This window comes from Nostoc sp. FACHB-888 (genome assembly GCF_014696655.1).
Lineage (GTDB): Bacteria > Cyanobacteriota > Cyanobacteriia > Cyanobacteriales > Nostocaceae > Nostoc.
Map to the genome: position 1 here is coordinate 25172 of NZ_JACJQM010000046.1, position 24304 is coordinate 49475.

The following is a 24304-nucleotide window of genomic DNA, read 5'->3' on the forward strand; positions in this document are numbered from 1 at the left end:
CACAATTTTTTTTACCGAGTAAGCTGTATCTAATCTGTGCGAGGGTGAATTTTTAGCACATCTATATTAAAGCTTAGATTGTGCCATAGTAAATTTGCTTTTCACAGTATCCATAAACCTTTTGAATTGTAAAGGAAAACAATGCAAGTAGAATTAGCGCACCTTCGTACTCAAGGAATTGATTTCGCTGTCTTTAATGCAAATACTCGTACTGATTCAGATACTGCCAGAGCAAATTTGCTAAGAGATTTAACCGTTGCCGCTCGTGCCGCCGGACTCAAAATAGATAAATCAGCCCTCGCTTTTGTTCGGGCAGGTAAAACTCAGTTTTATGGAACTCCTGATCTCGTAAATTATTTAGCCAACCAAGGTTTACCAAGCTGGACTCATACAATTACGGTCTAAAGCTTTTATTGTAATCCTTCTTAAAGGAGATCCACCTTTATTTATTATTAATAATCAAGCAAAAACTTAATCTAGGCTAAATCTTTTAATTTTTCTATGCAGAGTAAGTTTGTGACTTTGCATCAAAAACCATTTAAACTACACAATGGCTATTTTCTTTTCAGATTTTTTTAATGTTTCCTCGGCTCTAGTTGAGGAATATGGAGCTTTCAATATATCGCTCATCAACGACCTTCCCTTATTTGTAGATCCATTCTTATTATTCAATAGTGAAAAACCAATTTATCAACAGCTTCACGAAGATATCATCCGCTATATGCGTTTTTTGAAGGAAATATCTTTGTCAGGATCGATCAATCCATATTTAGTACAAGCCTGGTTTACATTTCCTGAAGTTAAGCAAAACTGGTTGGGGTTTAGTGTAAAAGGTAATAAAGGTCGTGGGCTTGGAAATGATTTTGCTAAAGCACTAAACAAAAATTTAAATTCTGTATTTAGAAGTTTTGGTGAAGAGACAATTACACGTAGTAGCCATTTAGAGAAACTGTGCCTTATTAGTGGAGGTGTAGGGCGTGATAATATTAGCGACTTTACAACGAACCTAATAAAATATTTCCTCGCTACATATACTCAAAAATTTGCGTTAAAGAATTTGTCTAAAAATCAAATCAAACCAGTAACAGTAAACAAGGTAAAATTTAACTATGATACACGTACCTGGATGTCGGCAACTTTTACATTACCTTATATAAAAGGTAATTATGTTTTACTTACTCCTGAAGATATTTTAACAAAAGATGAATCATGGATTAATAGGCCAGAGCTTTTAAATCGTTTTCAGAACATTGCTCGTGGATTACCAAACGAAGTGTTACGCGCTCAAGTCAATGAATACCTTTTACGTGTTCTTCCTGTTGGACAAAAAACAACAAAAAAAGATTTTGAAGCTGCTATCAGTTCGGCGATTGATAAATTTCCAGAGGTTATTGATTATTATATTCAAATTAAGGAAAAAGAAGGAGATAAAGCAATTTCTATTGCTGAAGAACGTGTTGCAGAGGTCAAAACTCTTTTTATTGAGCAAATTAATCAACTGGTCAATGACTATCTCAATCCAAGTGGCTTTTACAAAATTTTAGGGAATACATACTTTGAGGCGAAAGAACGAATACTTTTCCTTAAAGATGTTATTGAAAATAAAGGTGGACATCGTTTGTTTTATATTAATAATAAACCACTGGAACGAGAAGCAGACTTGCAAATTCTTTACCGTTTAACTTGGTTTTCTACCCCTTCTGATATAAGTAGGGAAGTAAATGATGGACGTGGGCCAGTTGATTTCAAAGTATCTCATGGAAAGGCAGATAAAACATTAATTGAATTTAAGTTAGCTAAAAATTCTCAATTAGAGAAGAATCTTGTCAAGCAATGCGAAATCTATGAAAAATCTAGTGACTCAACGCAGCCGTCTTTAAAAGTAATATTGTATTTCTCGAAACAAGAACTTGCCAGAGTAGAGCGAATTTTAAAACGTCTGAATCTAAAAGATTCTCCTCATATCATACTGATTGATGGTCGTGATGATAATAAGCCTTCTGGCTCTAAGGCTTAAGAAATATTTATGACTTAAAATTTTTAAACATTATTTTTATACTAATTATGTATATAATTTTATTTATATTTTTTTGTTACAATATTTTTATTACTTAATTCTGAAATTAATGCTTTTAAAAATACGAATTTACTATCTAATGAATGATTAAGATAATAAAATTTTAGTTGCAGTATAATTTCGAGTTTGCAGTTAATTTTGAATTTGAATTAGTATATTTTTAATGAGTAACGAAGAATTAGACATTACGCTTGAATTAAATCTGCTTGATAATGGAGTTGATTTTATTCTAAAGGGAATAGATGAACTTTTTGATGAAGACCATATTCTTAGAGAATATTCTAATGCTACACATATTAGTATGAATGGCTATAAATATGGTGTACTACATCTATTTTCTGGTTTTTTATTACTTCTTAAAGAGCGACTTTCTCGCCATTTACCAGAACTTATTTTTAAAGGAAGAGTCAATGAAGTAAAGCAAAAGCTATCTTCTGGGAAAACTCCAAATACAGTAGACTTTGATGAAGCCTTGGAGAGACTTGAAATTGGGCCTAAAGTAATATTTTCTAAAGATGAACTTGAGGTTATTAGAGTTATACAAGATATAAGAAATCAATTTGAACATTACAAAGTATCAATAAATAAATTTCAATTATGGAAAAATGTATCAAAGTTTTTGGAATTAATTGATAATTTTCTTATTAAAGAGCTTCAGATAAATATTGAAGTTCACCTGAAAAGAAAGAGCTTCAAGAAAAGATATGTACTATTGATTCAATAAGAAAGCGAGTTGAACAACAACGTAAAAAAGAATGGAATGAAAATGTTCAATCTAGGCTTAAAGATTTTAAACGTAAGCCTAAACAAATTATTCAAGAGTTGAAGCAAGAATATGTATCTAGTAAAGGAGCATATTTTCCTTTTACTATATGCCCAGATTGCTACCAGGAAACTCTTATTACTTCTGGACAGTATGAAGGTATATGTACTAACTCAGAATGTAATAGTGTTAATCCATTAACAGAATGTAGCCGATGTGGAGCAATTATACCGGGTTTTTCGTGGGAATTTGGTTTTTGTGAATATTGCGAAGAATGGATGAACGATCAATAGCATCAATATTTTTATAAGCATGAGCTTTGCTTAAACTTATAGTTTTGCTAAGGCAAGTGCATTTTGCAACCGCAGCCCAACAATGCCTTGCTGGGATGCTGCAACCATGCCCAGTTTGCCCTCTTGCGCCATTGCATTGCCCATACTGTGGCACTCGTCAAAGGCGATCGCACCCTCAAAGTCCTTACCTGCCCACTCAACGATTTGCTTGAGCCGACTTTTACCGTTCTTTTGAGAGCGTAGAGTTGAGTACGTGCAGAACAGAATGCCTTGGGTGAAAGGGATGAAGTCGCCAAGTTTGATATTTGAGAGGTCGATAATGTCTTTTGCATCACCTCCTAAAGCACACCAGTCTCTACGGGCATCTTCAATTAAGGCAGAACTTTTAGATATCCAAATGGCTTTTCTTCGTCCCTGACACCAGTTGTCGAGGATGATTCCGGCACACTGTCTTCCTTTCCCCGCACCTGTCCCATCGCCTAAGAACCAGCCACGACGAAATTTTACGGCATTTTCTTCACTATTTGCCGCTATAGTCACATTATCCCACGAATCATCCACAATATAAGACCCAAACAGAAATTCACAGTGAGCCTGTCCTGCGTAAATAACGCTTTCAAGTTGTGCCTCTGATAACAAGCCTTGTGTGATAATGTTGCTAGGAAGATGCGGTTTATAAGTTGGTGCTGGTGGTGACACAAGTGCTAGGGCTGCACTCTCACAGAGCAGCGAGGGATGAGGTAAAGCGTTTTTGATTCGGATTCGCTGTGGGCGATAGGTTTCATATAAAGTATCTTTAAGTCCTTCTGTAGCAGACCATTCGACAACTTCATATTCCAGCACTACTACATCGTCTGGAAGAGAGGAAACTGTTTCTGGTTGTGCAACTGTAGTACGCTTTGGCAATTGAACAACTTTTGCCTTCGCAGTAGCTTTGACTTTTTCTGAGCGTTTCCACGGAGATCGCTGTGGCAAATGCTCAATCAACGTCAGTAGTTCGGGCAAGTCCAAGGTTTCGGGAATACAGGGAATTTGCCTGTGATTATCAGCCGGGACTTTATCAATTACCGTAATCCGGGTTTCCATCGTCGTCCCGTGTTTCGAGTACACCTTGCCGTTGACCCCAACAGACAGTAGAACCCGCGCTTTCTCTTGCCACCTAACGAAAGTCTCGCGCCAAGTGGGATTATTAGGTGAGAACCAGTTGGCTGTGATTGTTACCAGCCGTCCACCGTCAGCCAGTCTTTGCAATGCCGAGTTGATGTGGCTCTTTGTTGCGTCGGGATTGCGACTGCTGATTTTGAGAGATGCAGAGAAAGGTGGATTCATCAGCACAACTGAGGGCTGAGTCTTGCCAACCAGATAGTCGTTAATCTGTTCCGCGTTTACTGAGAATAATGGTGTGCCAGGGAATAACCGCCGCAGAATCTTACTTCTGTCGGGTGCGAGTTCGTTGAGCATGAGACTTGCACCGTGCAATTTAGCCATTTGTGCCAATAAGCCAGTTCCGGCGGAAGGCTCCAGAATCAAGTCAGTACCTTGTATAAATCCTGCTTTGGCTACCAGATAAGCAAGCGGCAGAGGTGTCGAGAATTGCTGAAGCTGTACTGACTCTTCACTACGGCGAGTATGCGTTGGGCAGAGGGCTACTAACTTCTCCAATTCCAATAATACTGTTTGTGGCGACTCTAATAAAAGCTTGTAACCTTTTTGGCGCAGATATAATATTTGCGCCACTTCCACAGCTTCGTAAGCATCTTTCCATTGCCATGCACCAGACGCGGCAGTGCCTAGAAAGTAGCGATTCATCTGGTAAGAAACAGTTTTCGTAGAGAGAGGGCGATTATCTATTAAAAGTTTTGCAAGCTCTTGGGCAACACTAATAACTGACTGCCCATAATCGATTACTGTTTGCAAATCGAATAAAGAACCTTGAGTGAAAAGTTGCTGTACCATTGGACTATATAATTTTAATTTTCACTCTTGAAAAAGCGAAGCTAATATGTGGGCTTTGTTAGCTATCAAACAGGCACATAACGTTCACTATTTTTCAGGAAATAAGTTAGCCTCCGTTGATCAGTCGGAGGCTAAGAATAAAGTATTAGTAAAAGGGGAAGAGAGAAAGTAAATTTTTATCCCTTTCACCTTTTAGCTTCTTAGTTTTATGCAGCTTTACGCGGTCTGCCTGGCTTGCGCTTGCCTGAAGAATTTACATCAGCCTTTTTAGTTTTCGGTGACTTGTTGGCAAGATTATTAGCTTTGTTTGAACGAGTAGTACGTTTTGGTTGTGGTGAAATTTCTTTAACTGGAGGTAGTAATCTCAATGTGGGGAATGAGAGAACAACTGCTTCATTGCTTGTGCGGTGAATAACTTCATCCTCTAACGTCCAAGGATCTGGCAATTTTTCAAAAGTCTGAACTTGTTGTGGTGTGATTATTTCTGATAGTGATGAAATTGTAGAAGCAGCTATATTTCCATTGCAAATCGAAACCACATTACTAGCGTAAGCAGCCGATACAAATAGCCCATTAATGAACTGGAACATAACGAGAGTAACGAATGCCCAAAAGATGACTACGATTGACAAGGTGAGTAGAGGTTGCATATCCATGATTTTTTCTCAACTAAGTATTTGTGATTTTCAATTGATTTACGCAAAGCGTCTTTGGGTCTTGTCCAAATGTGAAGCGAATTTGAACACATCCTCTCTTCAAGAGAGGACTTCACTCTAAATTTAGCGTAGCGTCTCTTTGATTTAATCTAACCAAGTTTTTCATTACCTTAAAACTTAGTTACAAAATAAAGCAGGTTTTAGTATTTACCTGTTTGAAGATTTCAAGTATTATACCTATAAATATATTTGACAAATATAAATATTGGTTTAAGTGTATGATTAAGATTTGATTTATTAGCTAATTCTTGAAATAAAACATTTTACCCAAACGAAAAATAAAAGTAGTCCTCACAATTATTTGAAAGTATGTCCAATCCAACTACCGACTTAGTTCGCTCCTACCTCAAAGAAATCGGACGCTACCCTCTGCTAACTCCTGAGCAAGAAATTACAAATGCTAGGCTTGTGCAGCAGATGATGGCGATTGAAGAACAACGCTCAAGCCTTGCACTTCAACTAAATCGACAACCAACTGCAAGGGAATTAGCCGCCTCACTTGGGCAAAGCGATACTGAAGTACAATCAATCATTCAACAAGGTCAAAAAGCTAAAGAGAAAATGGTAACAGCTAACCTACGTCTGGTGGTTTCTGTTGCCAAAAAATACCAGAACCACAATTTAGATTTTCTCGATCTGCTCCAAGAAGGGGCACTAGGTTTACAAAAGGGAATCGAAAAGTTTGATCCCAACCGAGGCTATAAACTATCAACCTACGTTTATTGGTGGATTAAGCAGTCAATAACACGGGCGATCGGAGAAAAATCTCGCACTATCCGTCTGCCAATCCATATCAACGATAAATTAAACAAAATCAGGAGAGTACAGCAGCAACTGTCTCAGTCTTTGGGTCGTCCTCCGGTTGTAGCAGAAATTGCCGAATCCTTAAATGTATTGCCCAATCAAATACGGGAATATCTTCACGTTTCGCGCACTCCAGTGTCGCTAGAAATGAGAGTCGGAGATGAGCGCGAAACTGAACTAGCTGATATTTTACCGATGGATGGTATTTCTCTAGATGAGCAAATAGCTCAAGAGTTTTTACACCAAGACTTGAGCAAGTTGCTAGCATTGCTTAATCCAAGGCAACGAGAAGTATTGACTCTACGTTTTGGATTGGAAGATAATCAGGAACTGACTTTGAGTCAAGTTGCAGAACGCCTGAATCTTTGTCGAGAAACAATTCGTAAAACTGAACATCTTGCTCTCTCTATTTTGCGCTTTCATCAAAACAAGATCAAAGATTATCTTCTTAATTAGGGCTAAGGGTTGTTGCACTCTGGTTTCATTTATATAACTCGAACTCGCTATTCCAAAGACTGAAAACAAATCGGTACTGCTGTTAAAGATGCCTTTAATTGCGGCTGTCAGGAGTGCGATCGCGTACTGCCATGAACCGGTGGCATCGCCTCTGCTTAATCCCTGGCGAAAAACCATCAGATTGTCACTGTTTCAATCAAATGATGCATGAATATATTGATACCAGAAACTATCCTTATAAATAGAACAGCGATTACAGAACCGATGCCCAGTAAAACAATTGATGTCCGAGAGTATACCGTCAGAGCGCACAAGCGGGAAATTCACACCCGCGTTTTTAACTTCGTATGTAAGCAGTGCGAACAACCCACACAACGAGAAACCTTTGGTGTGCGACCGCTCTACTGTGAGCAATGCCGTCCGCCACAAGCACCCAAGAAATCAGTAGTCCCTCTTAAGAAGAGAAAACCCAGAGCTATGACTTACAAGAGCGGTAAAGACATAGCCGGATGATTTGTTGTCTCAAGGTTTTGAATGAGCGCACGAAAGTGAGTGAAGCTGTGCGCTCATTCGCCCAACCTAACTCAAACTGGTAAAGAGTAAGTCTAGTGTTTAGGAGTCATTCAGGAGGTGCAAACTGTGCAAAGACCTCGGCCCCTGCCAGGTTCTTAGTTTGATTGGCAAAGCAGTAAACTGGGAGGCCATTGCCATCACAGCGCAGATGTATCTTAGTCCTAAAGCCACCTTTGGAACAATCCAGAGCAACTCGAAAGCTGCACCTGTTCAATTTCAGACAACTCACTTTCGGAGTTTAGCTCCCCCTTTTTGCTCCGGCCGCATGTTGGTGGGCACAGATAACACTACCATCTACATAATGTACTTTCCAATCCAGTTGGCCCGACGCATCAGCTTGTCGCTGCAAGAACTGCAAGATTTTTTGCCAGAGTCCACTTTTACGCCAACGGTAAAATCGACATGCTACTGTCTCCCATGCTCCGTAACGTTCTGGTAGATCACGCCACGGCGTGGAGCATTCGCAGAATCCACAATATACCGTTGATCATCGTGCGGTGGTATGAAGCTTGGACGACCGATTTCTGGTTTTTGAGCAGGAAGCAATGTCAAATCGTTTCAACGCTGCGGTGGAAGAATCATAGGTGAATGCTAAACTCACTGAGCTTTAGTATTTTCAACCATTTTATCAACTTTTAAAACACATCCTAGCAACATTCATTTTGCGTAGACCACCAGCGTTGACTGCAACAGCTACACAGGCAATAAAATAAACCGATTGCTTAAAGGTATCTGCCAGGCCAGCCGTAGCTTTACCTACTACGCTTGTCAGCTTAGAGCCATGTAATACGATAATTAATGTTTTAGAAGCTCTTTCCCATGCAGCTTCATATTAAATTAGTATAAGTTACATAAAAGCAGGTGAAAAATGCCTCTAAGCTCTCTAACCGATATATTTAAACTTGCAGGAATGCAAAAAATTAGATTAATTGCTTCTGGTATTTTAGCTGCCATCGCTACAGTATTGGGTTTAGTTCCTTTCATTCTCATCTATTGGATTATTATCGAACTATTCAACCCACCTGCTGACCAAATATACGTTTGGAAACTTACTTTTATTAGCTTTATCACAATTGTTGCACGGTGGGCTACTTTAGGAATTGCTAGTTCTTTTGCCCACATAGCTGCCTATAACATCTTATACGACATCCGAATCGGTCTTTCGCAAAAGTTTGGCACATTGCCGCTAGGTTATTTTAACAACAAGCAAACTGGCGCGATCAAAAAAGTAATGAATGAGGATGTGGAATCTCTGGAATTATTTATTGCTCACGGGTTTCCTAAGCTAGTGGGTATACTTGCTACTTTCCCTATTGTAGTAGGATATTTGTTCATCGTAGATTGGCGAATGACTTTAGCTGCGATCGCTGGTGTTCCTCTGGCAATCGGATCTCAGAAATTGGCATTTCGCGGCTCAGAAAAACTCGTGGAAGGCTACTACGATGCAATGGAGAAGATGAACAATTCAATAATTGAATATATCCAGGGAATGAGCGCAATCAAAGCTTTTTCTCAAACAACGGAATCTTTCAGTAAGTATAAAGAATCTGTACGAGAATACCATGACTACGAAGAAGTATGGGCTAAAAAAAGCTTGTTGCCTTGGACTTTATTTACAGTTAGCGTAACTGCTAATATCATATTTATTATTCCTGTTGGTATTTATTTATTAAGTATTGATAGCATTTCTATACCAAAATTTATTTTATTTCTACTTTTAGGAGTTGGCATTTGCGCTCCTTTATACAAATTTGTGGAATCATCTCACGTATCCATACAACTTGAAGAGAGTGCAAGAAGAATTAGCGCTATTATGAACGAATCTTCTTTAGTTGAATCTAAAAGCCTTAATATGCCTAAAGATTTAACTATCGAATTTCGAGATGTTTATTTCGCTTATGAAAATAACGAAGTTCTTCATAATATCAGTTTTGTAGTGCCACCCAAAAGCATCACCGCCCTAGTTGGCCCTTCTGGTTCAGGAAAAACAACCATTACTCGACTAATTGCTCGATTTTGGGATGTGAGTAAAGGGGCAATTAGCATTGGTGGAATTAATATTAAAGATATTCAAACCGAATATCTCATGTCAAAAATTGCTTTTGTATTTCAAGGCATTAGTTTATTTAACGATACTATTTATAACAATATTTATATGGGAAATCTTCAAGCTAATTTTGAAGAAGTAATAGCAGCATCGAAAGCTGCACAGTGCCATGATTTTATTCAAGCATTACCAAATGGTTATGAAACTGTAATTGGGGAACGCGGTAGTCTCCTTAGTGGTGGGCAGCAGCAGCGAATTGCAATTGCACGGGCAATAATCAAAAATGCTCCTATTGTAATTTTAGATGAAGCTACGGCTTTTATCGATCCGGAAACTGAGGTGCAAATTCAATCAGCTATTAGTAATTTGGTTCAAGATAAAACCTTATTAATTATCGCTCATCGTTTATCAACAATTAGCGATGCAGATCAGATTATTGTAGTAAATAAAGGTCAAATTGTTGGTAAGGGGCGACATATAGATTTACTTAAAAGTAATAATTTATATAGCCAAATGTGGGATGCACATATTACTGCACAAAGTTGGGGCTTTTAGTTATTTTTAATTACTAACTTTCTTTATTAAAATTTTGAAAATGCTTAATAATTTATTCAGTTTGCTTGGAGATAGAAAACAAAGCCTGTTTCAGGGAACAGTATTGTATGTAATTGCCTCAGCGTTTGCAGCTACACCTTATGTTTTTCTTTATTTCATCATTAATGATTTATATAGCCAATCTATCAAAATAGAAAAAGTAGTTATCTGGTTAGGAATAATTGCTCTAAGTCTGCTATTACAAAGCATTTCCTTGTATGCGGCAAATTATATTACTTATCTAACTAGCTATCGCTTTGTTGAGGATTTACGTTTGCGTCTAGGGAACCATATTCGTAAGTTACCGATGGGATTTTTTATGCAAATACAGGTAGGTGATTTGAACTCACTTGTTAGCGATGATATGACAAAGATAGAATCTATTCCTTCCTGGGTTTATCCTAAAATAGTCACTGCTATTGCTTTACCTACTTTTATCAGTATATTTCTTTTATTTGTTGATTGGCGTTTGACTTTGGCAGCTCTTGCAGGTATTCCCATCGCTCTAATAATTTACGTAAGTAACCTCTCTTTACAAAAAGAACTCGCTCAATTACAAAAACGCACTTTTGTGTCAGCCAACTCTCGAATAATTGAGTACATTCAGGGGTTAGCTGTGATCAAAGCTTTTAATCAAACAGGAAGTAAATTTGAAAAGTTAGAGAAAACACTTGATGATTATAGGCGCGCTAATCTGGCTATAGTGACGCAATTAACAGTGCCTACCCTTGCATTTGCTTGTGTTTTGGATTTAGGTATAACTGTTATCTTATTAGTTGGTGCATACCTCCTTTTTAACGGCGAAATAACTACACCGAAATTTTTATTATTTCTAATACTTAGCTTAAGATTATATGTACCAATGCACGATTTAGTGGAATTTTCTGGTGCTATCCGAATGATGGATACTGCGCTAGATAGGGTGACAGGTTTGTTGAATACTGAACCCCTACCAGAACCACTTAAATCGAAACAATTAGATAAATTTGATATTGAGTTTAGAAATGTTTCTTTCAGTTATGAAAATGCTCCAGTACTGAAAAATATTAGTTTTAAAGTTTCTGAAAGGAGTGTTACCGCTTTAGTCGGGACTTCCGGTTCAGGTAAGACTACGATTACTAACTTAATTGCTCGTTTTTGGGATGTTAATGAAGGTGAAGTTTTGGTGGGAGGAGCCAATGTTAAAGATTTAAAAATGGATTATCTATTGTCGCATATCAGCATGGTGTTTCAGAATGTTTATCTGTTTAATGATACAATTTTGAATAACATCAAGTTTGGCAAAAAAGAAGTAACTAGAGAAGAAGTGATCGCATCTGCTAAAGCTGCACAATGTCATGAATTTATCGAAAATCTAGCAGACGGTTACGACACTGTAATTGGTGAAGGCGGAGCAACTCTTTCAGCAGGTGAAAAACAGCGAATATCCATCGCTCGTGCTATTTTAAAAGATGCGCCAATTGTTCTGATGGACGAAGCTACGGCCTCTGTTGATCCAGAAAATGAAGTTTTAATTCAAAAAGCAATTAACTCTCTGTTAAAATCTAAAACTCTAATTTTGATTGCTCATAGACTTTCCACTATTACCCACGCTAGCCAAATCTTAGTGATTGATAAGGGTCAATTGCTGGAAAGTGGCAAACACGAGGAATTATTAGCAAAAGGCGGAGTGTATGGACGACTGTGGGATTCTCAGCAAAAAGCGAAGAGTTGGCGCGTCAGTTAGTGAGAATTGCAACTGTAATTAAAAATCAACTTTCTGTGCTTATACAAGCATAGGGTAGACACACCGGAGTTCCGCTTTCTGGATCGGCAAGGATGTGGGCGCGAACACCGAAAACTTGTTCCAATAACACCGATGTCAGCACGCTTGTCGGTATCCCGTCAGCTACAATTTTTCCTTGCTTGAGTACCACCATCCGATTGGCATAACGAGCAGCTTGATTGAGGTCGTGCAACACTAAGATAATTGTCATACCTCGCTCGCGGTTCAGAAAGCGCAGCAAATCCAACACCTCTAGTTGATGTCCAATATCTAAAAAGGTAGTCGGTTCATCTAGCAACAGAATTGGTGTCGCCTGAGCTAATGCCAAAGCAATCCAAGCTCGTTGCCGCTCACCACCTGATAAACTATCTAAGGAACGATAAGCAAATTCAGTCATTCCCGTTAGTGATAAAGCCTGAGAAATTGCCGAATGGTCTTGGCGACGCAGCATACCTAATGGCCCAGCATGAGGGAAACGACCTTGTTCTACTAATTCACCTACAGTTAGACTAGCTGGAACATTTGGTGCTTGCGGAAGAATTGCCAATTGTCGGGCAACAACTGTTGTAGACAAGCAGTGAATGTCTGTACCGTTAAGGTAAATTGCACCTTTAGTAGCTGACAGCAGACGTGCCAAAGTTTTCAGTAGCGTGGATTTTCCCGATCCATTCGGCCCCACCAAGGCGGTAATATTTCCTTGTTCAATCGTCAAGGAAAGATCAGCAATAATTGACCTGTCGCCGTAGCCGGCTTGAAGTCTATCTGCTTCTAATACAAACCTTTCTGGGGAACTCATCAAATTTTCCTTAGAACTAAATAAAGAAAGAAGGGCGCACCCAAAAGTGCTGTCACTGCCCCAACAGGTAATCCCGATCTCACACTTCCCACTTCGATTATCATCGCCTGCGCCACTAAGTCCGCAGTTAATAGCAACAGGGTTGTCAGCAGGGCACTCAGGGGAAAAACTCGTCTGGCATCTAATCCTACCAACTGACGAGCAATATGGGGCCCAATCAATCCAATGAATCCCACCGCACCAACTACGGATACTGCGATCGCACTCATCATTGCCGCAACTAAAAATAGTCCCGCCCGTGCCTTTTCTACTGGTAAACCCAGTCCTACTGCCATATCATCCCCTAAATGTAGTACGTTGGCGATTCCTGCACTCGCTAATCCCAATGGCAAAGCTACCAGCGACCAAGGTAAAATCGCATTCAAGTGTACCCAAACTCGCCCGTTCAAGGAACCAATTAGCCACAACAAAATCATGCCTAGTGATTGTTGTTTGACAACTAAAAACAGCGAAGTTAACGATTGGACAAAAGTGCTAACGATCACACCATTTAATATCAAATACAGGGGATTACTGCGATCGCGCTGACGGCTGAGGGTGTAAACTAAGCCACTCGCAGCCAAACCGCCGACAAGGGCAATTAAGGGGAGGATCGATCCCAATTGCATTGCTTGGGGTGCAAACGTCAGCCAGAATACTACCAGCAATACTCCGCCAGATGTAGTTCCGGTTAAACCTGGTTCTGCCAAGGGATTTTGGGTAATCGATTGCAAAATGGCTCCAGCCAAACCTAGCATCGCTCCGCACAGTAAAGCAATTAACGCCCTTGGCAAACGTAAATCCCAAACAATCTGACGGTGAAGAATTTCTGCGGGTTGGTTAAAGAGTGCCGCCAAAACCTCCTTTGGCGTTAGGGCAACGCTGCCTAAACACAGGTGAAGTATCAATAATAGTAAGCAAGCGATCGCACTCAGCCCTAAAAGAACGTGGTACTTTACCCTTAAGGGAAGCGATGGTGCAGTCATTATTTACTTTTCCCAATTTGTCGCCGTAGCAGCAGCAATAAGGCTGGGGCACCTAAGATTGTCGTCCAAATTCCGACTGGAAGTTCCTGGGGTGCCAATATTTCTCTAGCCACCAAATCTGCGCCAACTAATAACACTGCCCCCAAAAGTCCGGCAACGAGCAACACTTGCCGCGCATCTGTTGTTCCCAGGATGTACCGTGATATATGCGGAGCCAACAATGCAATGTAACTGATTTGACCGCAGGCAGCAACAACCGCCGCTACCAGTCCCACACTCAACAGCCCAATCATTATTCGTGCTTGGAAGACTTTTAATCCTAAACCCTCAGCAACTTCATCTCCTAGTTGCAGCAGATTGAGCATTCGCGCAGACGATAGAGCTAGGGGTATACCCACCAGTACCCAAGGTAACACTAATTGCACATAATCCCAAGTACGGGCTGCAAGGCTACCCAGTAAAAATAGAAACAGCAAGCTAACCGCTTCTGGTGTTCCTAAACTAATAATTGCAATTACCAAAGCGTTCAGCAGTGCGGTAATAGCTGCCCCAATCAGCACTAGCCGTAAGGGGTCGGTAATGCGACGAGACGCTAATAAAACAACTCCACCGCCCAGTAAACCGCCTGCTAAGGCTAAAGGGGGGTGCAGTTCCATCGCTACCGGAAGCTTCAATACGATAATTGCCGCCATTACCGTCGCTGCCCCGGAAGATATACCTAGCAACTCTGGCCCTGCCAGGGGATTACGTAGCGAATCCTGTAGCAAAACTCCCGCTAGTGCCAGCGACGCTCCTGTTAACATACCTAAAATTAGGCGAGGCAAGCGCAACTCTATCACCACTAACTGAGTAATGCGTTCGCCACTACCTCCAACCAGAATCTCCCACAACTGCTGAAGCGACAGGTGCGGCGTACCCAGCAGCAGCGCCAATAGTCCAAGAATTACTAGTAATAGGCAAAGTGCGATCGCTACTTTCCACACTCGATAAGAACGCTTTGGCGTTTTAGCGTTCATGGCAATGGCTCCGGAAATACTTCTGGGTAGAGTTTGGGCATCACTTCATCTAGGACTAAACTGAGCGATCGTAATCCGTGAGTATTCCAGATCACAGGATCTTCTACCTCGTAAACTCTTTTGTTTTTAACAGCCTTCAATTCTCTCCATAAAGGGTGTTTTTCAAGTTGCTCTTTTGAATTAGGAATTAACATGAAAATTACATCTGGGTCATTTTTAATTATCTGCTCTAAAGAGTATTGAATATAGGTGCTAAGTGGCCCTTCTGCTTGCGACGACTCGCCCCAAGGACATTTCGCCACTTCTGCCAAAGTAGAGCATTCTATTGCTTTTTTAGTTTGAACATAAAAGTTTGTGCCATCACCATTGATTAAGATTACCGTTTGATTATTTGGTGACTTTGCTTGATAAGCAGCTAGCTTGCTGCGAAACTTTTCTGCTGCCGCCTTTGCCTGTTGGCTGCGTTCCGTCAATTCACCAATTTTTTCGACATTTTTTATTAACGCCGTATAATGATAAGGATACATTAAATACAATGGAACAATTGATTTTAAAGAATTGCGTAATCCGTCATGAATTCCTGCCGAACCTATTACTAAATCTGGTTTTACTTTAGCAATATCCTCCAAGTTTGGCTCATACCAAGAGCCACCAATACGAATGAATTTACTGTTGCCTTGTTCCTGAAAATATTTTTGTTCAACAGATTCATCATGAGCTAGAAGTGCAACTGGCTCTAAACCAATTGAGTTTAAAATGTCAATACAAAAAGTGTCTAGACAAACTATGCGTTTAGGTATAGCATTTACACTAATTTTTGTATTAGTTTGATCAAGTACTGCTAATTTGTCTGTATTTTTTTCTAGTATTTTATTAATTTCTGGCTCATTTACAGACGTATTTGTACCTTTACATGCCATTAGTAAAGTTAGTAGCAATAAAGCCAGTGGCAAAACTTTGGCTTGCCCCTTAAATTCATTAAAATTGCTCTGAATAGCTGAACTCCAAAACATACTTGCAAACGCAGTTATTTATTAAATTTTATGTGAAAAATTTTATATCCTTTTCTCAGAGAAGGAATATACTTGTAAAATCGATACCAACGCCAACGATTGCCGTATTTATCATAATAATACCATTCATTAATAAATTTAATATCCTTATCCCACTGCTCTAAATCTTTACCCGTTTTAATCCCCCATTTGAAAAGCACATTTGTCTTAGAAACAACTGGGTGCTTTTGGGTATTTTTAGCTTGTGATGGGCCGATAGCTTCTATCAGCATCTCCGAACCAGGAAAGTTATTTTTAATTGTTGTAATAATTTCTTTTACTTCAGACTCTTCAAAATAAAACAGCAGCCCTTCAGCAATAAATAAAATCGGTGAAGCCTCGAAGGGCTTAATTTCATCTATCCAGGAAAAATCAAGAAGAGAATAAACCAAATATCGATGGCATTCTGTTTCAGTAAATACTTTTCCCCAAAGTTGCTTAACTGGTTCTAAATCTAACTCAAACCACTTTACTAAACCATTATCTACACGGAAGAATCTTGTACATAGACCCGCACCCAGATTAACAACTATTCCAGTAGGATTTTGTTTTAAAAAGTTACTAGTCTCTCGGTCTAAAATTTCTGTTCTAATAGCAATTCCAACTTGAGTTGACCAAATAGTTTTTGAAAATTGGGAAAAATCGGGATTTAACTGGTTGATAATTTCTTTAGATTTTTCGTCTCTAATAATCGCGTCATCTCTTTGAGTTTCCAAAAACCTAGCATAAAGTGGAATTAAAAGCGTTTGTGAAACTCCATTTAATGTTTCCATAGCTGACCCTTTTTTAAAATGAACAAGTATTTAGGCGAAATATATAACTTTACGCTTATAACTTTTGTCTACTGAAAAGCAAGCTTCCTTGTTTTGTTCACAAAAGTTTAAACTACTTTTATAAATACCTTGCCATTTAGCACAAAATACAATTTTTTATAATTTATTTATTATTGCTCCAAAAATTTTTAAGGGAATAGCTTAGTAATTTTTCATCTATCTAAAGTAGTAAATCGCTTTACTGTGTTTGAGATAAACAAAAAACTTAAATCTACATTTATTCCTAGTACTCACGCAAGAACTCTCCGAAACTCTTACTCCTCCGTGTTGCACCATTTGCTACCCTGTAGAAACGCTTTCAGCGAACAAGTCAGGGAACCCAAAGCCAGCCGCGTATGGAGAGAACCTCCTTCTCTACATCCTCTGTGATAGCCTACAGCAAGCCACTTGGCGTCTACGATTTTTCATTACTTATGCGTAAGTTCCGGTTCCTATAAAACATTTGTCCATAACAAAAGTTTTGGGCTTTTTACACAAATTTTTAACTGATATAAGTGAGACTTATTTTAAATGGTTTTAGTTATAATAACAACATTCTTTAAAATTTATATGCCCTCTAGGAGGATATACATTTAAAAATAAATCTGCTATAAAGCGTTGTATATTAGTTAATTTAGAGTATTAAAACTACAAAATATACCATTTTATATTTGATTAAATCAAGCAAATTTTTAAAATAATATTTACATAAATTTAAATCTAATTAAATATTGCCTATCAAACTTTAAAAAAAGTTATTAATCTCTGAATAGGTTATAGTAAATATTAATAAGAGAAAAGCAACTTTAGCCTGAAAAGCTTTGATAGACAAGCAATAAAGACCATTAAGCAAAATATTGATAAGTAATGCTTCGGCTAAAAAGCAAAAAAATAAACTGATATTTTTTAGTTGAGGACTTGTAAATCTCAAGACAAGTGATATGGTGTTATTATGAGCTTGACTAATAGCAAGCCAAACGTCAGAAAAAATAACTATTCCGATGAAATTAGAAATGAAGTAATTTATAATTTGCTGCAAAAAATCAAGGCGAACTATTAGCCAACCAAAATTTTCGATTTTTTAAATTTTTTTAGCTAACAACCTGCCAATTAATATCTCATTACCAAGCTTTTGGTAAGTGCGAATAATAAAAATCACCTAACTGAATTACTTTTTTAAAAGTTGAATTTACATAACACAGATATTAAATACTTTGTGTGAATAAAAATTAGTTTACCATAACCTTTTTTCAAAATGGGATTAGTAAGAGCGCCAAATTATGCTGAAGACTTATCTCCAAATGCAGGTTGTTAAAATACTGAAAATCCCTCGATCTCAAGTGGATATACAGCAACCATTAAAATATTTAGACTAGGCTCATTGAGCATCATTGAGCTAAAAAACTACATTGAGACTGACCTTGTAATCATTATCGTTCTCACTGATTTTTCCTAGATATTAATCTCACCCAGTTAGCAATGCACCTATTCAAACAGCAGAATAATGCTGAAGTTAATTACCCAAAAATGTGTATTCATCACCTATTTGAGGCTCAGGCAGTTCGGACACCAGAAGCTGTTGCGGTCGTCTATAAAGATACACAGACAAAGGTTATCGCGTCTTTATCCTATCAAGAGTTGAATCAATACGCTAATCAACTAGCACACTATTTGCAAGGGCAGGGAGTAGGGCCAGAAACACTTGTTGGTATCTGCGTAGAGCGATCTCTAGAGATGATTGTCGGACTGTTGGGTATTCTCAAAGCGGGTGGAGCCTACGTACCTCTAGATCCGACATATCCAAAGGAACGTTTGACTTTGATGTTGGAAGATGCCTGTGTACCGATATTGCTGACTCAAGCGCAGCTAGTGGCAAAAATCCCTACACATAAAGCTCAGGTAGTGTGTCTGGACTTAAATTGCGGCGTTATGGCACATGAGAACCACGAAAACCCTGCCAGTACAGTTAGTTCAGAAAATTTAGCTTACACGATCTATACTTCAGGCTCCACAGGTAAACCCAAAGGAGTAATGGTAACGCATAAAAACTTAGTTTATTCAACTATTGCTCGTACTTTCTATTATCAAGAACCCGTTAAAAGCTTTTTGTTGGTTTCATCTTTTGCTTTTGATAGTTCAGTTGCAGTCATCTTCTGGACGCTCTGTTATGGAGGAACTTTTATAATTCCTCAAGAGGGTTTACACAAAGACATCTTGGAGTTTACAAAGCTAATATCTGAATATCAAATAACCCATTGGTTAAGCGTTCCTTCTCTCTACAAAGCCTTACTAACTCATAGGTTGTCACAGCAGCTTGTTTCTCTGCGTACCGTCATTGTTGCTGGAGAGTCTTGTTCAAGAGAATTAGTTGCTCGCCATTATCAAATACTTCCACGGACAACTTTATTTAACGAATATGGGCCGACAGAGGCAACTGTTTGGAGTAGTGTATATTGTTGTCAAAGCGATGAGTTGAGGGATTCAATTCCTATCGGTCGTGCGATCGCCAATACTCGAATTTATCTACTAGATGAGCAGTTAAATCCTGTGCCTGTTGGAGTACCGGGTGAATTATACATAGGTGGACGAGGTGTAGCTAGAGGCTACCTTAACAGACCAGACTTAACTGCTCAAAAGTTCATATCTAACCCCTTCCAAAAAGGTAGGGGAGCAGGGGAGCAAGGTAGCACAGGGGAAACAGAAGACCAATCCTCTAATTTTGATCGCCTCTATAAAACTGGAGATTTAGCGCAATATCTTCCAGATGGAAACATTGAGTTTTTAGGCCGCATCGACCAGCAAGTAAAGATACGCGGTTTTCGGATTGAAGTAGGGGAAATTGAAACTATTCTCGCACAACATCCCTACGTGCAAGAAGTGGTAGTTTTAGCTCAAAAGGATGTCTTTGGCGAACAACGCTTGGTTGCTTATTTAGTCTCATCTGGGCTTAGTATCAACGAATTGCGTCACTTTTTGAGTCAAAAGCTACCTGAATACATGATGCCTTCAGCTTTTGTGTTCCTTGAGACACTGCCTTTAACCCCCAACGGTAAGGTTGATCGCCTTGCATTGCCTGTTCCCGATTTTACGCGATCGCATTTGGCGAAAGCTTTCACAGCACCTCGTTCTGAGCCAGAGAAAGTGTTAGCTGAAATTTGGGCAAAAGTTCTCGGTATTGAACAGGTTGGTATTCATGATAATTTCTTTGAGTTAGGAGGACACTCGCTATTAGCGGCCCAATTGTTGATCCGGGTACATGATGCCTTCAGTGTGGAACTAACTTTGCAACGCCTATTGGAATTATCCACGGTTAGTAGTTTGGCAGCTTGGATTGAGCAAAATGCAGTTCAGCAGAAAACTGTCAGTACAGTATTTGCGATCGCTTCTCATGAAAACCAACGGTATCAACCTTTCCCACTCACTGATGTTCAACAAGCTTACTGGCTCGGTCGCAGTCAGATGTTTGAATTGGGCAACGTAGCAGCTCACTTTTATGTGGAGACAGAATGTATTGATTTAGACTTGGAACGCTACAACAAAGCTTGGCAGCGATTAATCGAACGTCATGAGATGCTGCGAACGATCGTCCTACCTTCTGGAGAACAGAAGATATTGGCTTCTGTGCCATCCTATCAAATTCAAGTGTTGGATCTGCATAGGGAACTTCCAGAGGTAGTTGCTTCTCAATTAGAGACTATTCGCCAAAAGATGTCGCATCAACTCTTAGCAACTGACGCTTGGCCCTTATTTGAAATTCGCGCTTCTGTTTTAGACAATCGGCGCATTCGACTGCACATCAGCTTTGATTTGTTAATTGGCGACTACTGGAGTTTTCAGATTCTTGGCAAAGAACTTTCTGAACTTTATCAAAATCTCGATACTCCCTTGCCTCCACTATCTGTATCATTTCGAGATTACGTTAATACTTGTTTGGTACTGCGAAATTCCTTGCAGTATCAACGTTCCAAAGAGTATTGGCTCAACAGATTATCATCTTTACCACCCGCACCCGAATTACCTCTACAGAAACATCCCAGTGCGATTGCTTATCCCCAGTTTGTACGCCAGAGTGCAAAGTTAGAACCAGAAATTTGGCAACAACTTAAAACCCGCGCTTCTCAAATGGGCTTAACTCCTTCAGGAATGCTTTTAGCAGCCTTTGCTGAGATTTTAACTACTTGGAGTAAAAATCCTCGATTTACAATTAATCTCACTTTATTTAATCGTCTACCACTGCATCCCCAAATCAACGAAATTGTTGGCGACTTCACTACATTAAGCTTACTGACTGTAGACAACTCTAACCCTAATTCGTTTGAAATTCGCGCCCAGCGAATACAACAGCAACTTTGGTCAGACTTAGACCATCGCTACTTTGATGGAGTTCAAGTATTGCGGGAATTAACACGTACCCAAAGATGGGAATCAAAAGCGTTAATGCCAGTTGTATTTACCAGTACACTGTCTTTACCAACAATTAATACAGATGTTGATCCATTAGCAATATTTGGAAAGGTAATTCACAGCATCACCCAGACACCTCAAGTGTGGCTAGATCATCAAGTTTATGAGGAAGCTGGAACTTTAATGTTTAATTGGGATGCTATTAAAGAACTCTTTCCAGGCGGCCTTCTCGATGATATGTTTGCGGCTTACTGCAATCTTTTGCAACGTTTGGCAACTGATGAGTCAGCATGGGTAGAAACCAGAAGGCAACTGTTACCAAATGCCCAAATTGAGCTTTTTGAATCTATCAATGCTACAACAACATCCCTATCAAGGGAACTGCTACACACTTTATTTGAAACTCAGGTTAAACAGCGCCCCCATCACTTAGCTATTATTGCACCCGATTGCACTTTCACCTATCAAGACTTATTTAGATACTCAAATGCACTAGCTTATCGTTTACGGCAATTAGGCGCACAACCTAATACTTTGGTAGCCATTGTCATGGAAAAAGGATGGGAGCAAGTAGTAGCTGTTTTAAGCATTTTAGCTTCTGGCGCGGCCTACGTACCCATAGATCCGACATTACCGAATGAGCGCTTGACGCATTTACTAAATCAAGCAGAAGTAACCTTAGTTTTAACCCAATTTAAACTCAATCAAACTTTAGAATGGCCTGCTTTTGTACAAAGAATTTGTGTAGATATCGAAGAACCACTATCTGAAAATCACCAGCCTTTGTATCCGGTACAGCAAAGCGAAGACTTAGCATATATTATTTACACTTCTGGTTCTACGGGTTTGCCCAAAGGGGTAATGATAGACCATCGCGGTGCAGTTAATACTATCCTGGATATTAATCAACGCTTTGGTGTTAATCCATGCGATCGCGTCTTGGCGCTTTCTTCTCTGAGTTTCGACTTGTCAGTTTACGACATTTTCGGCACTTTAGCTGCTGGGGCAACAATTGTCATTCCTAAAACAGATGCTTCTAAAGATCCCTCAATCTGGTGGAATTTGATTGAAAAACAACGAGTAACAATTTGGAATTCAGTACCCGCCTTAATGCAGATGTTGGTGGAATATGCTTCAAGACGTGTCTCAGTTTTGGATTGTTTGCGCTTAGTTTTACTAAGTGGAGATTGGGTGCCATTAACTTTACCCCCTCAAATAAAAGCTATAGCTAAAAACGTTCAAGTTATTAGTTTAGGAGGTGCTACCGAAGCATCAATTTGGTCAATTCTCTACCCCATAGAAAATGTAGATCCGTCTTGGAAAAATATCCCTTACGGGCGACCAATGCTTAACCAACAATTCTACGTACTTAACGAATCTTTAGAACCTTGCCCTGTGTGGATACTAGGACAATTATACATTGGAGGGATTGGTTTAGCAAAAGGCTATTGGCGGGATGAAGAAAAGACTGCTACTAGCTTCATCACTCATCCAGTAACTAAAACAAAGCTTTACCGTACTGGTGACCTCGGTTACTACTTACCAAATGGCGATATTTCATTCATTGGGCGAGAAGATTATCAGGTAAAAATTGGTGGATATCGCATTGAATTAAAAGAAATTGAAGCTGCTTTGATGCAACATCCGGCGATACATCAAGCTGTTGTCGCGGCAGTTGGCGAACAGCAAAATAAGCAGCTAGTAGCTTATGTACTTCCAGATCGAGAACAAGAATTCACACTTTTTGAAGTGGAAGATACAAATTTTTCAGAAATTCAACAAGTTTGGAAATCTCTGGTAAATTCAGGTTCTCAACAAGCTGAAAAAGAACTAGAAGGAGTAGATATCCAAACTTTATCAGCTTTTTTGCAAGCTATAGAGCGTTTGAGTACTACCTATATGCGTTCTACCTTAACCAGTTTGGGCGTTTATATTCGTCCCAAAGAAAAGCACTCTCTAGATAGTTTAATAAATCAATTTCAGATTCAACCTCACTACCGAAAACTATTAGGGCAATGGTTATGCGTTTTGGAAAAAGAAGGGCTATTACAGAGAGAAGAACGAGATACTTTCGTCAACCATATTTCTTTAGAAACAGATTCTTTAAATATTATTTGGAACGAGGTCAAACAATATGCTGATTCGATCCCTCAATGGCAAAATTTTCTGAATTATCTCAAGCGCCATCTTGATAATAATTTGGGGCTACTGAAAGGACAAATAGACCCGCTAAATTTATTATTTCCTGACGGTGGTTTAGATACAGTAGAAAGTTTGTATCAATCCTTTCCTACTGCTGCTTATTTTAATAGCCTTGCCAGGGAAGTAATGAAATCTTTGGTAAAAACATGGCCTTTAGGAAAGCCATTAAGAATTTTGGAAATTGGAGCAGGTATAGGTGGCACAACCGCATCGTTGTTGTCAGTTTTACCAAGCGATCGCACCGTTTACACTTATACGGATGTTTCTGCATTTTTCAGTAATTTAGCTAAGGAAAAATTCAGAGAATATTCCTTTGTTGAATACAAGCGATTAGATATTGATCAAAATCCCCAAGAACAAGGCTATCAATTGCAAAGTTTTGATGTAATTGTAGCTGCCAATGTTTTGCATATTGCTCGCAACTTAAAAACAACCTTGTCCTATGTCCGCTCTCTTTTAGCTCCTCAAGGTTTCCTTTTATTGGTTGAGTTAACAGAGTATAGTCGTTCAGCCATGACTACTATGGGTTTTGTCAAAGGCTTTAGCAGTTATGAAGATGAAAGAACGCAAGAAAACTTACCTACTTTATCAGTAAAGCAATGGCAAAATATTTTACAATTGAACGCCTTTGAAGACTTTGTTGCTTTCCCACAATCGGGTTCCCCTTATGATTTGTTTGGACAACATTTAATAATTGCTAAACAACCTTTTACTAAAAAGCGATTTAAGCAAAATGAATTGCGGAATTTTCTTAAGAAAAAGTTACCTGAGTATATGCTTCCTTCTGCCTATATATCCCTTGAAACTTTGCCGCTAAATTCTAATGGGAAGGTAGATAGAAAAGCACTTGCCGAACAGAATCATGGTATTACAAGATCACTCAACGAGTCCTTACTATCAGCACAAGGAAAATATTATAAAGCCATTGCCTGTGATGATGTATTGTTACCCCA

General features: G+C 39.1%; 15 protein-coding genes. 8 read left to right on the forward strand and 7 right to left on the reverse strand.

Annotated elements, in window-relative coordinates; translation table 11 throughout:
* Positions 1–141 precede the first annotated feature (141 nt).
* From H6G26_RS23965 to H6G26_RS23975, 3 genes are all read left to right on the forward strand, one after another.
* The gene (locus H6G26_RS23965; RefSeq protein WP_190731831.1) at positions 142–405 is read left to right on the forward strand and encodes a hypothetical protein; all 264 of its coding nucleotides are present in this window, start codon (positions 142–144) and stop codon (positions 403–405) included.
* A gap of 145 nt (positions 406–550) precedes the next feature.
* On the forward strand, positions 551–2017 hold the full coding sequence (locus tag H6G26_RS23970) for a hypothetical protein (RefSeq protein WP_190731833.1): 1467 nt from the start codon (positions 551–553) through the stop codon (positions 2015–2017).
* 223 nt (positions 2018–2240) lie between these two features.
* Positions 2241–2801: a hypothetical protein gene (locus tag H6G26_RS23975; RefSeq protein WP_190731835.1), complete on the forward strand. Its 561-nt coding sequence runs from the start codon at positions 2241–2243 to the stop codon at positions 2799–2801.
* Positions 2802–3169: 368 nt separating this feature from the next.
* Here the strand turns inward: H6G26_RS23975 and H6G26_RS23980 are convergent, their stop codons facing one another.
* Entirely contained in the window at positions 3170–5089 is a 1920-nt protein-coding gene (locus tag H6G26_RS23980) for a strawberry notch-like NTP hydrolase domain-containing protein (protein WP_190731837.1), read from the reverse strand.
* 206 nt (positions 5090–5295) lie between these two features.
* Positions 5296–5745 (reverse strand): hypothetical protein, encoded by a 450-nt coding sequence (locus H6G26_RS23985; RefSeq protein ID WP_190731839.1) that lies wholly within the window; start codon positions 5743–5745, stop codon positions 5296–5298.
* A 369-nt stretch (positions 5746–6114) separates the two neighbouring features.
* On the opposite strand from H6G26_RS23985, the gene H6G26_RS23990 reads away from it, so the two are divergent.
* From H6G26_RS23990 to H6G26_RS24010, 4 genes are all read left to right on the forward strand, one after another.
* Complete coding sequence (locus H6G26_RS23990; RefSeq protein ID WP_190731841.1) at positions 6115–7065, forward strand: RpoD/SigA family RNA polymerase sigma factor; 951 nt, start codon at positions 6115–6117, stop codon at positions 7063–7065.
* A 264-nt stretch (positions 7066–7329) separates the two neighbouring features.
* Positions 7330–7578, forward strand: coding sequence for a hypothetical protein (locus H6G26_RS23995; RefSeq protein WP_190731864.1), 249 nt, complete (start codon positions 7330–7332; stop codon positions 7576–7578).
* A 928-nt stretch (positions 7579–8506) separates the two neighbouring features.
* Positions 8507–10240: an ABC transporter ATP-binding protein gene (locus H6G26_RS24005; RefSeq protein ID WP_190731843.1), complete on the forward strand. Its 1734-nt coding sequence runs from the start codon at positions 8507–8509 to the stop codon at positions 10238–10240.
* Between the two features lie 40 nt (positions 10241–10280).
* Positions 10281–12005, forward strand: coding sequence for an ABC transporter ATP-binding protein (locus tag H6G26_RS24010; RefSeq protein WP_190731845.1), 1725 nt, complete (start codon positions 10281–10283; stop codon positions 12003–12005).
* A gap of 25 nt (positions 12006–12030) precedes the next feature.
* Here the strand turns inward: H6G26_RS24010 and H6G26_RS24015 are convergent, their stop codons facing one another.
* The 5 genes from H6G26_RS24015 to H6G26_RS24035 are packed head-to-tail and all read right to left on the reverse strand — an operon-like array spanning position 12031 to position 16706.
* A complete protein-coding gene (locus H6G26_RS24015; protein ID WP_190731847.1) occupies positions 12031–12840 on the reverse strand; it encodes an ABC transporter ATP-binding protein in 810 nt (269 codons plus the stop codon).
* On the reverse strand, positions 12840–13865 hold the full coding sequence (locus H6G26_RS24020) for an iron ABC transporter permease (protein ID WP_190731850.1): 1026 nt from the start codon (positions 13863–13865) through the stop codon (positions 12840–12842). Before H6G26_RS24020 ends, H6G26_RS24015 begins: the two co-directional genes overlap by 1 nt.
* A complete protein-coding gene (locus H6G26_RS24025) occupies positions 13865–14881 on the reverse strand; it encodes an iron ABC transporter permease (protein WP_190731852.1) in 1017 nt (338 codons plus the stop codon). The genes H6G26_RS24020 and H6G26_RS24025 overlap by 1 nt, the downstream gene beginning before the upstream one ends.
* On the reverse strand, positions 14878–15894 hold the full coding sequence (locus tag H6G26_RS24030) for an ABC transporter substrate-binding protein (protein WP_190731854.1): 1017 nt from the start codon (positions 15892–15894) through the stop codon (positions 14878–14880). Before H6G26_RS24030 ends, H6G26_RS24025 begins: the two co-directional genes overlap by 4 nt.
* A 14-nt stretch (positions 15895–15908) precedes the next feature.
* On the reverse strand, positions 15909–16706 hold the full coding sequence (locus tag H6G26_RS24035) for a class I SAM-dependent methyltransferase (RefSeq protein WP_190731856.1): 798 nt from the start codon (positions 16704–16706) through the stop codon (positions 15909–15911).
* A gap of 1518 nt (positions 16707–18224) precedes the next feature.
* Here H6G26_RS24035 and H6G26_RS24040 point away from each other — a divergent pair.
* Positions 18225–24304: non-ribosomal peptide synthetase (locus H6G26_RS24040; RefSeq protein ID WP_190731858.1), on the forward strand; the 6080-nt coding region annotated here is incomplete at its 3' end.

Bases quoted from the DNA above. Each gene is read 5' to 3' on its own strand.
- H6G26_RS23965 (WP_190731831.1), top strand. From the start codon at position 142: ATGCAAGTAGAATTAGCGCACCTTCGTACTCAAGGAATTGATTTCGCT.
- H6G26_RS24005 (WP_190731843.1), top strand. From the start codon at position 8,507: ATGCCTCTAAGCTCTCTAACCGATATATTTAAACTTGCAGGAATGCAA.
- H6G26_RS24015 (WP_190731847.1), bottom strand. From the start codon at position 12,840: ATGAGTTCCCCAGAAAGGTTTGTATTAGAAGCAGATAGACTTCAAGCC.
- H6G26_RS23985 (WP_190731839.1), bottom strand. From the start codon at position 5,745: ATGGATATGCAACCTCTACTCACCTTGTCAATCGTAGTCATCTTTTGG.
- H6G26_RS23980 (WP_190731837.1), bottom strand. From the start codon at position 5,089: ATGGTACAGCAACTTTTCACTCAAGGTTCTTTATTCGATTTGCAAACA.
- H6G26_RS23970 (WP_190731833.1), top strand. From the start codon at position 551: ATGGCTATTTTCTTTTCAGATTTTTTTAATGTTTCCTCGGCTCTAGTT.
- H6G26_RS24030 (WP_190731854.1), bottom strand. From the start codon at position 15,894: ATGTTTTGGAGTTCAGCTATTCAGAGCAATTTTAATGAATTTAAGGGG.
- H6G26_RS23975 (WP_190731835.1), top strand. From the start codon at position 2,241: ATGAGTAACGAAGAATTAGACATTACGCTTGAATTAAATCTGCTTGAT.
- H6G26_RS24010 (WP_190731845.1), top strand. From the start codon at position 10,281: ATGCTTAATAATTTATTCAGTTTGCTTGGAGATAGAAAACAAAGCCTG.
- H6G26_RS24025 (WP_190731852.1), bottom strand. From the start codon at position 14,881: ATGAACGCTAAAACGCCAAAGCGTTCTTATCGAGTGTGGAAAGTAGCG.
- H6G26_RS24020 (WP_190731850.1), bottom strand. From the start codon at position 13,865: ATGACTGCACCATCGCTTCCCTTAAGGGTAAAGTACCACGTTCTTTTA.
- H6G26_RS23990 (WP_190731841.1), top strand. From the start codon at position 6,115: ATGTCCAATCCAACTACCGACTTAGTTCGCTCCTACCTCAAAGAAATC.
- H6G26_RS23995 (WP_190731864.1), top strand. From the start codon at position 7,330: ATGCCCAGTAAAACAATTGATGTCCGAGAGTATACCGTCAGAGCGCAC.
- H6G26_RS24035 (WP_190731856.1), bottom strand. From the start codon at position 16,706: ATGGAAACATTAAATGGAGTTTCACAAACGCTTTTAATTCCACTTTAT.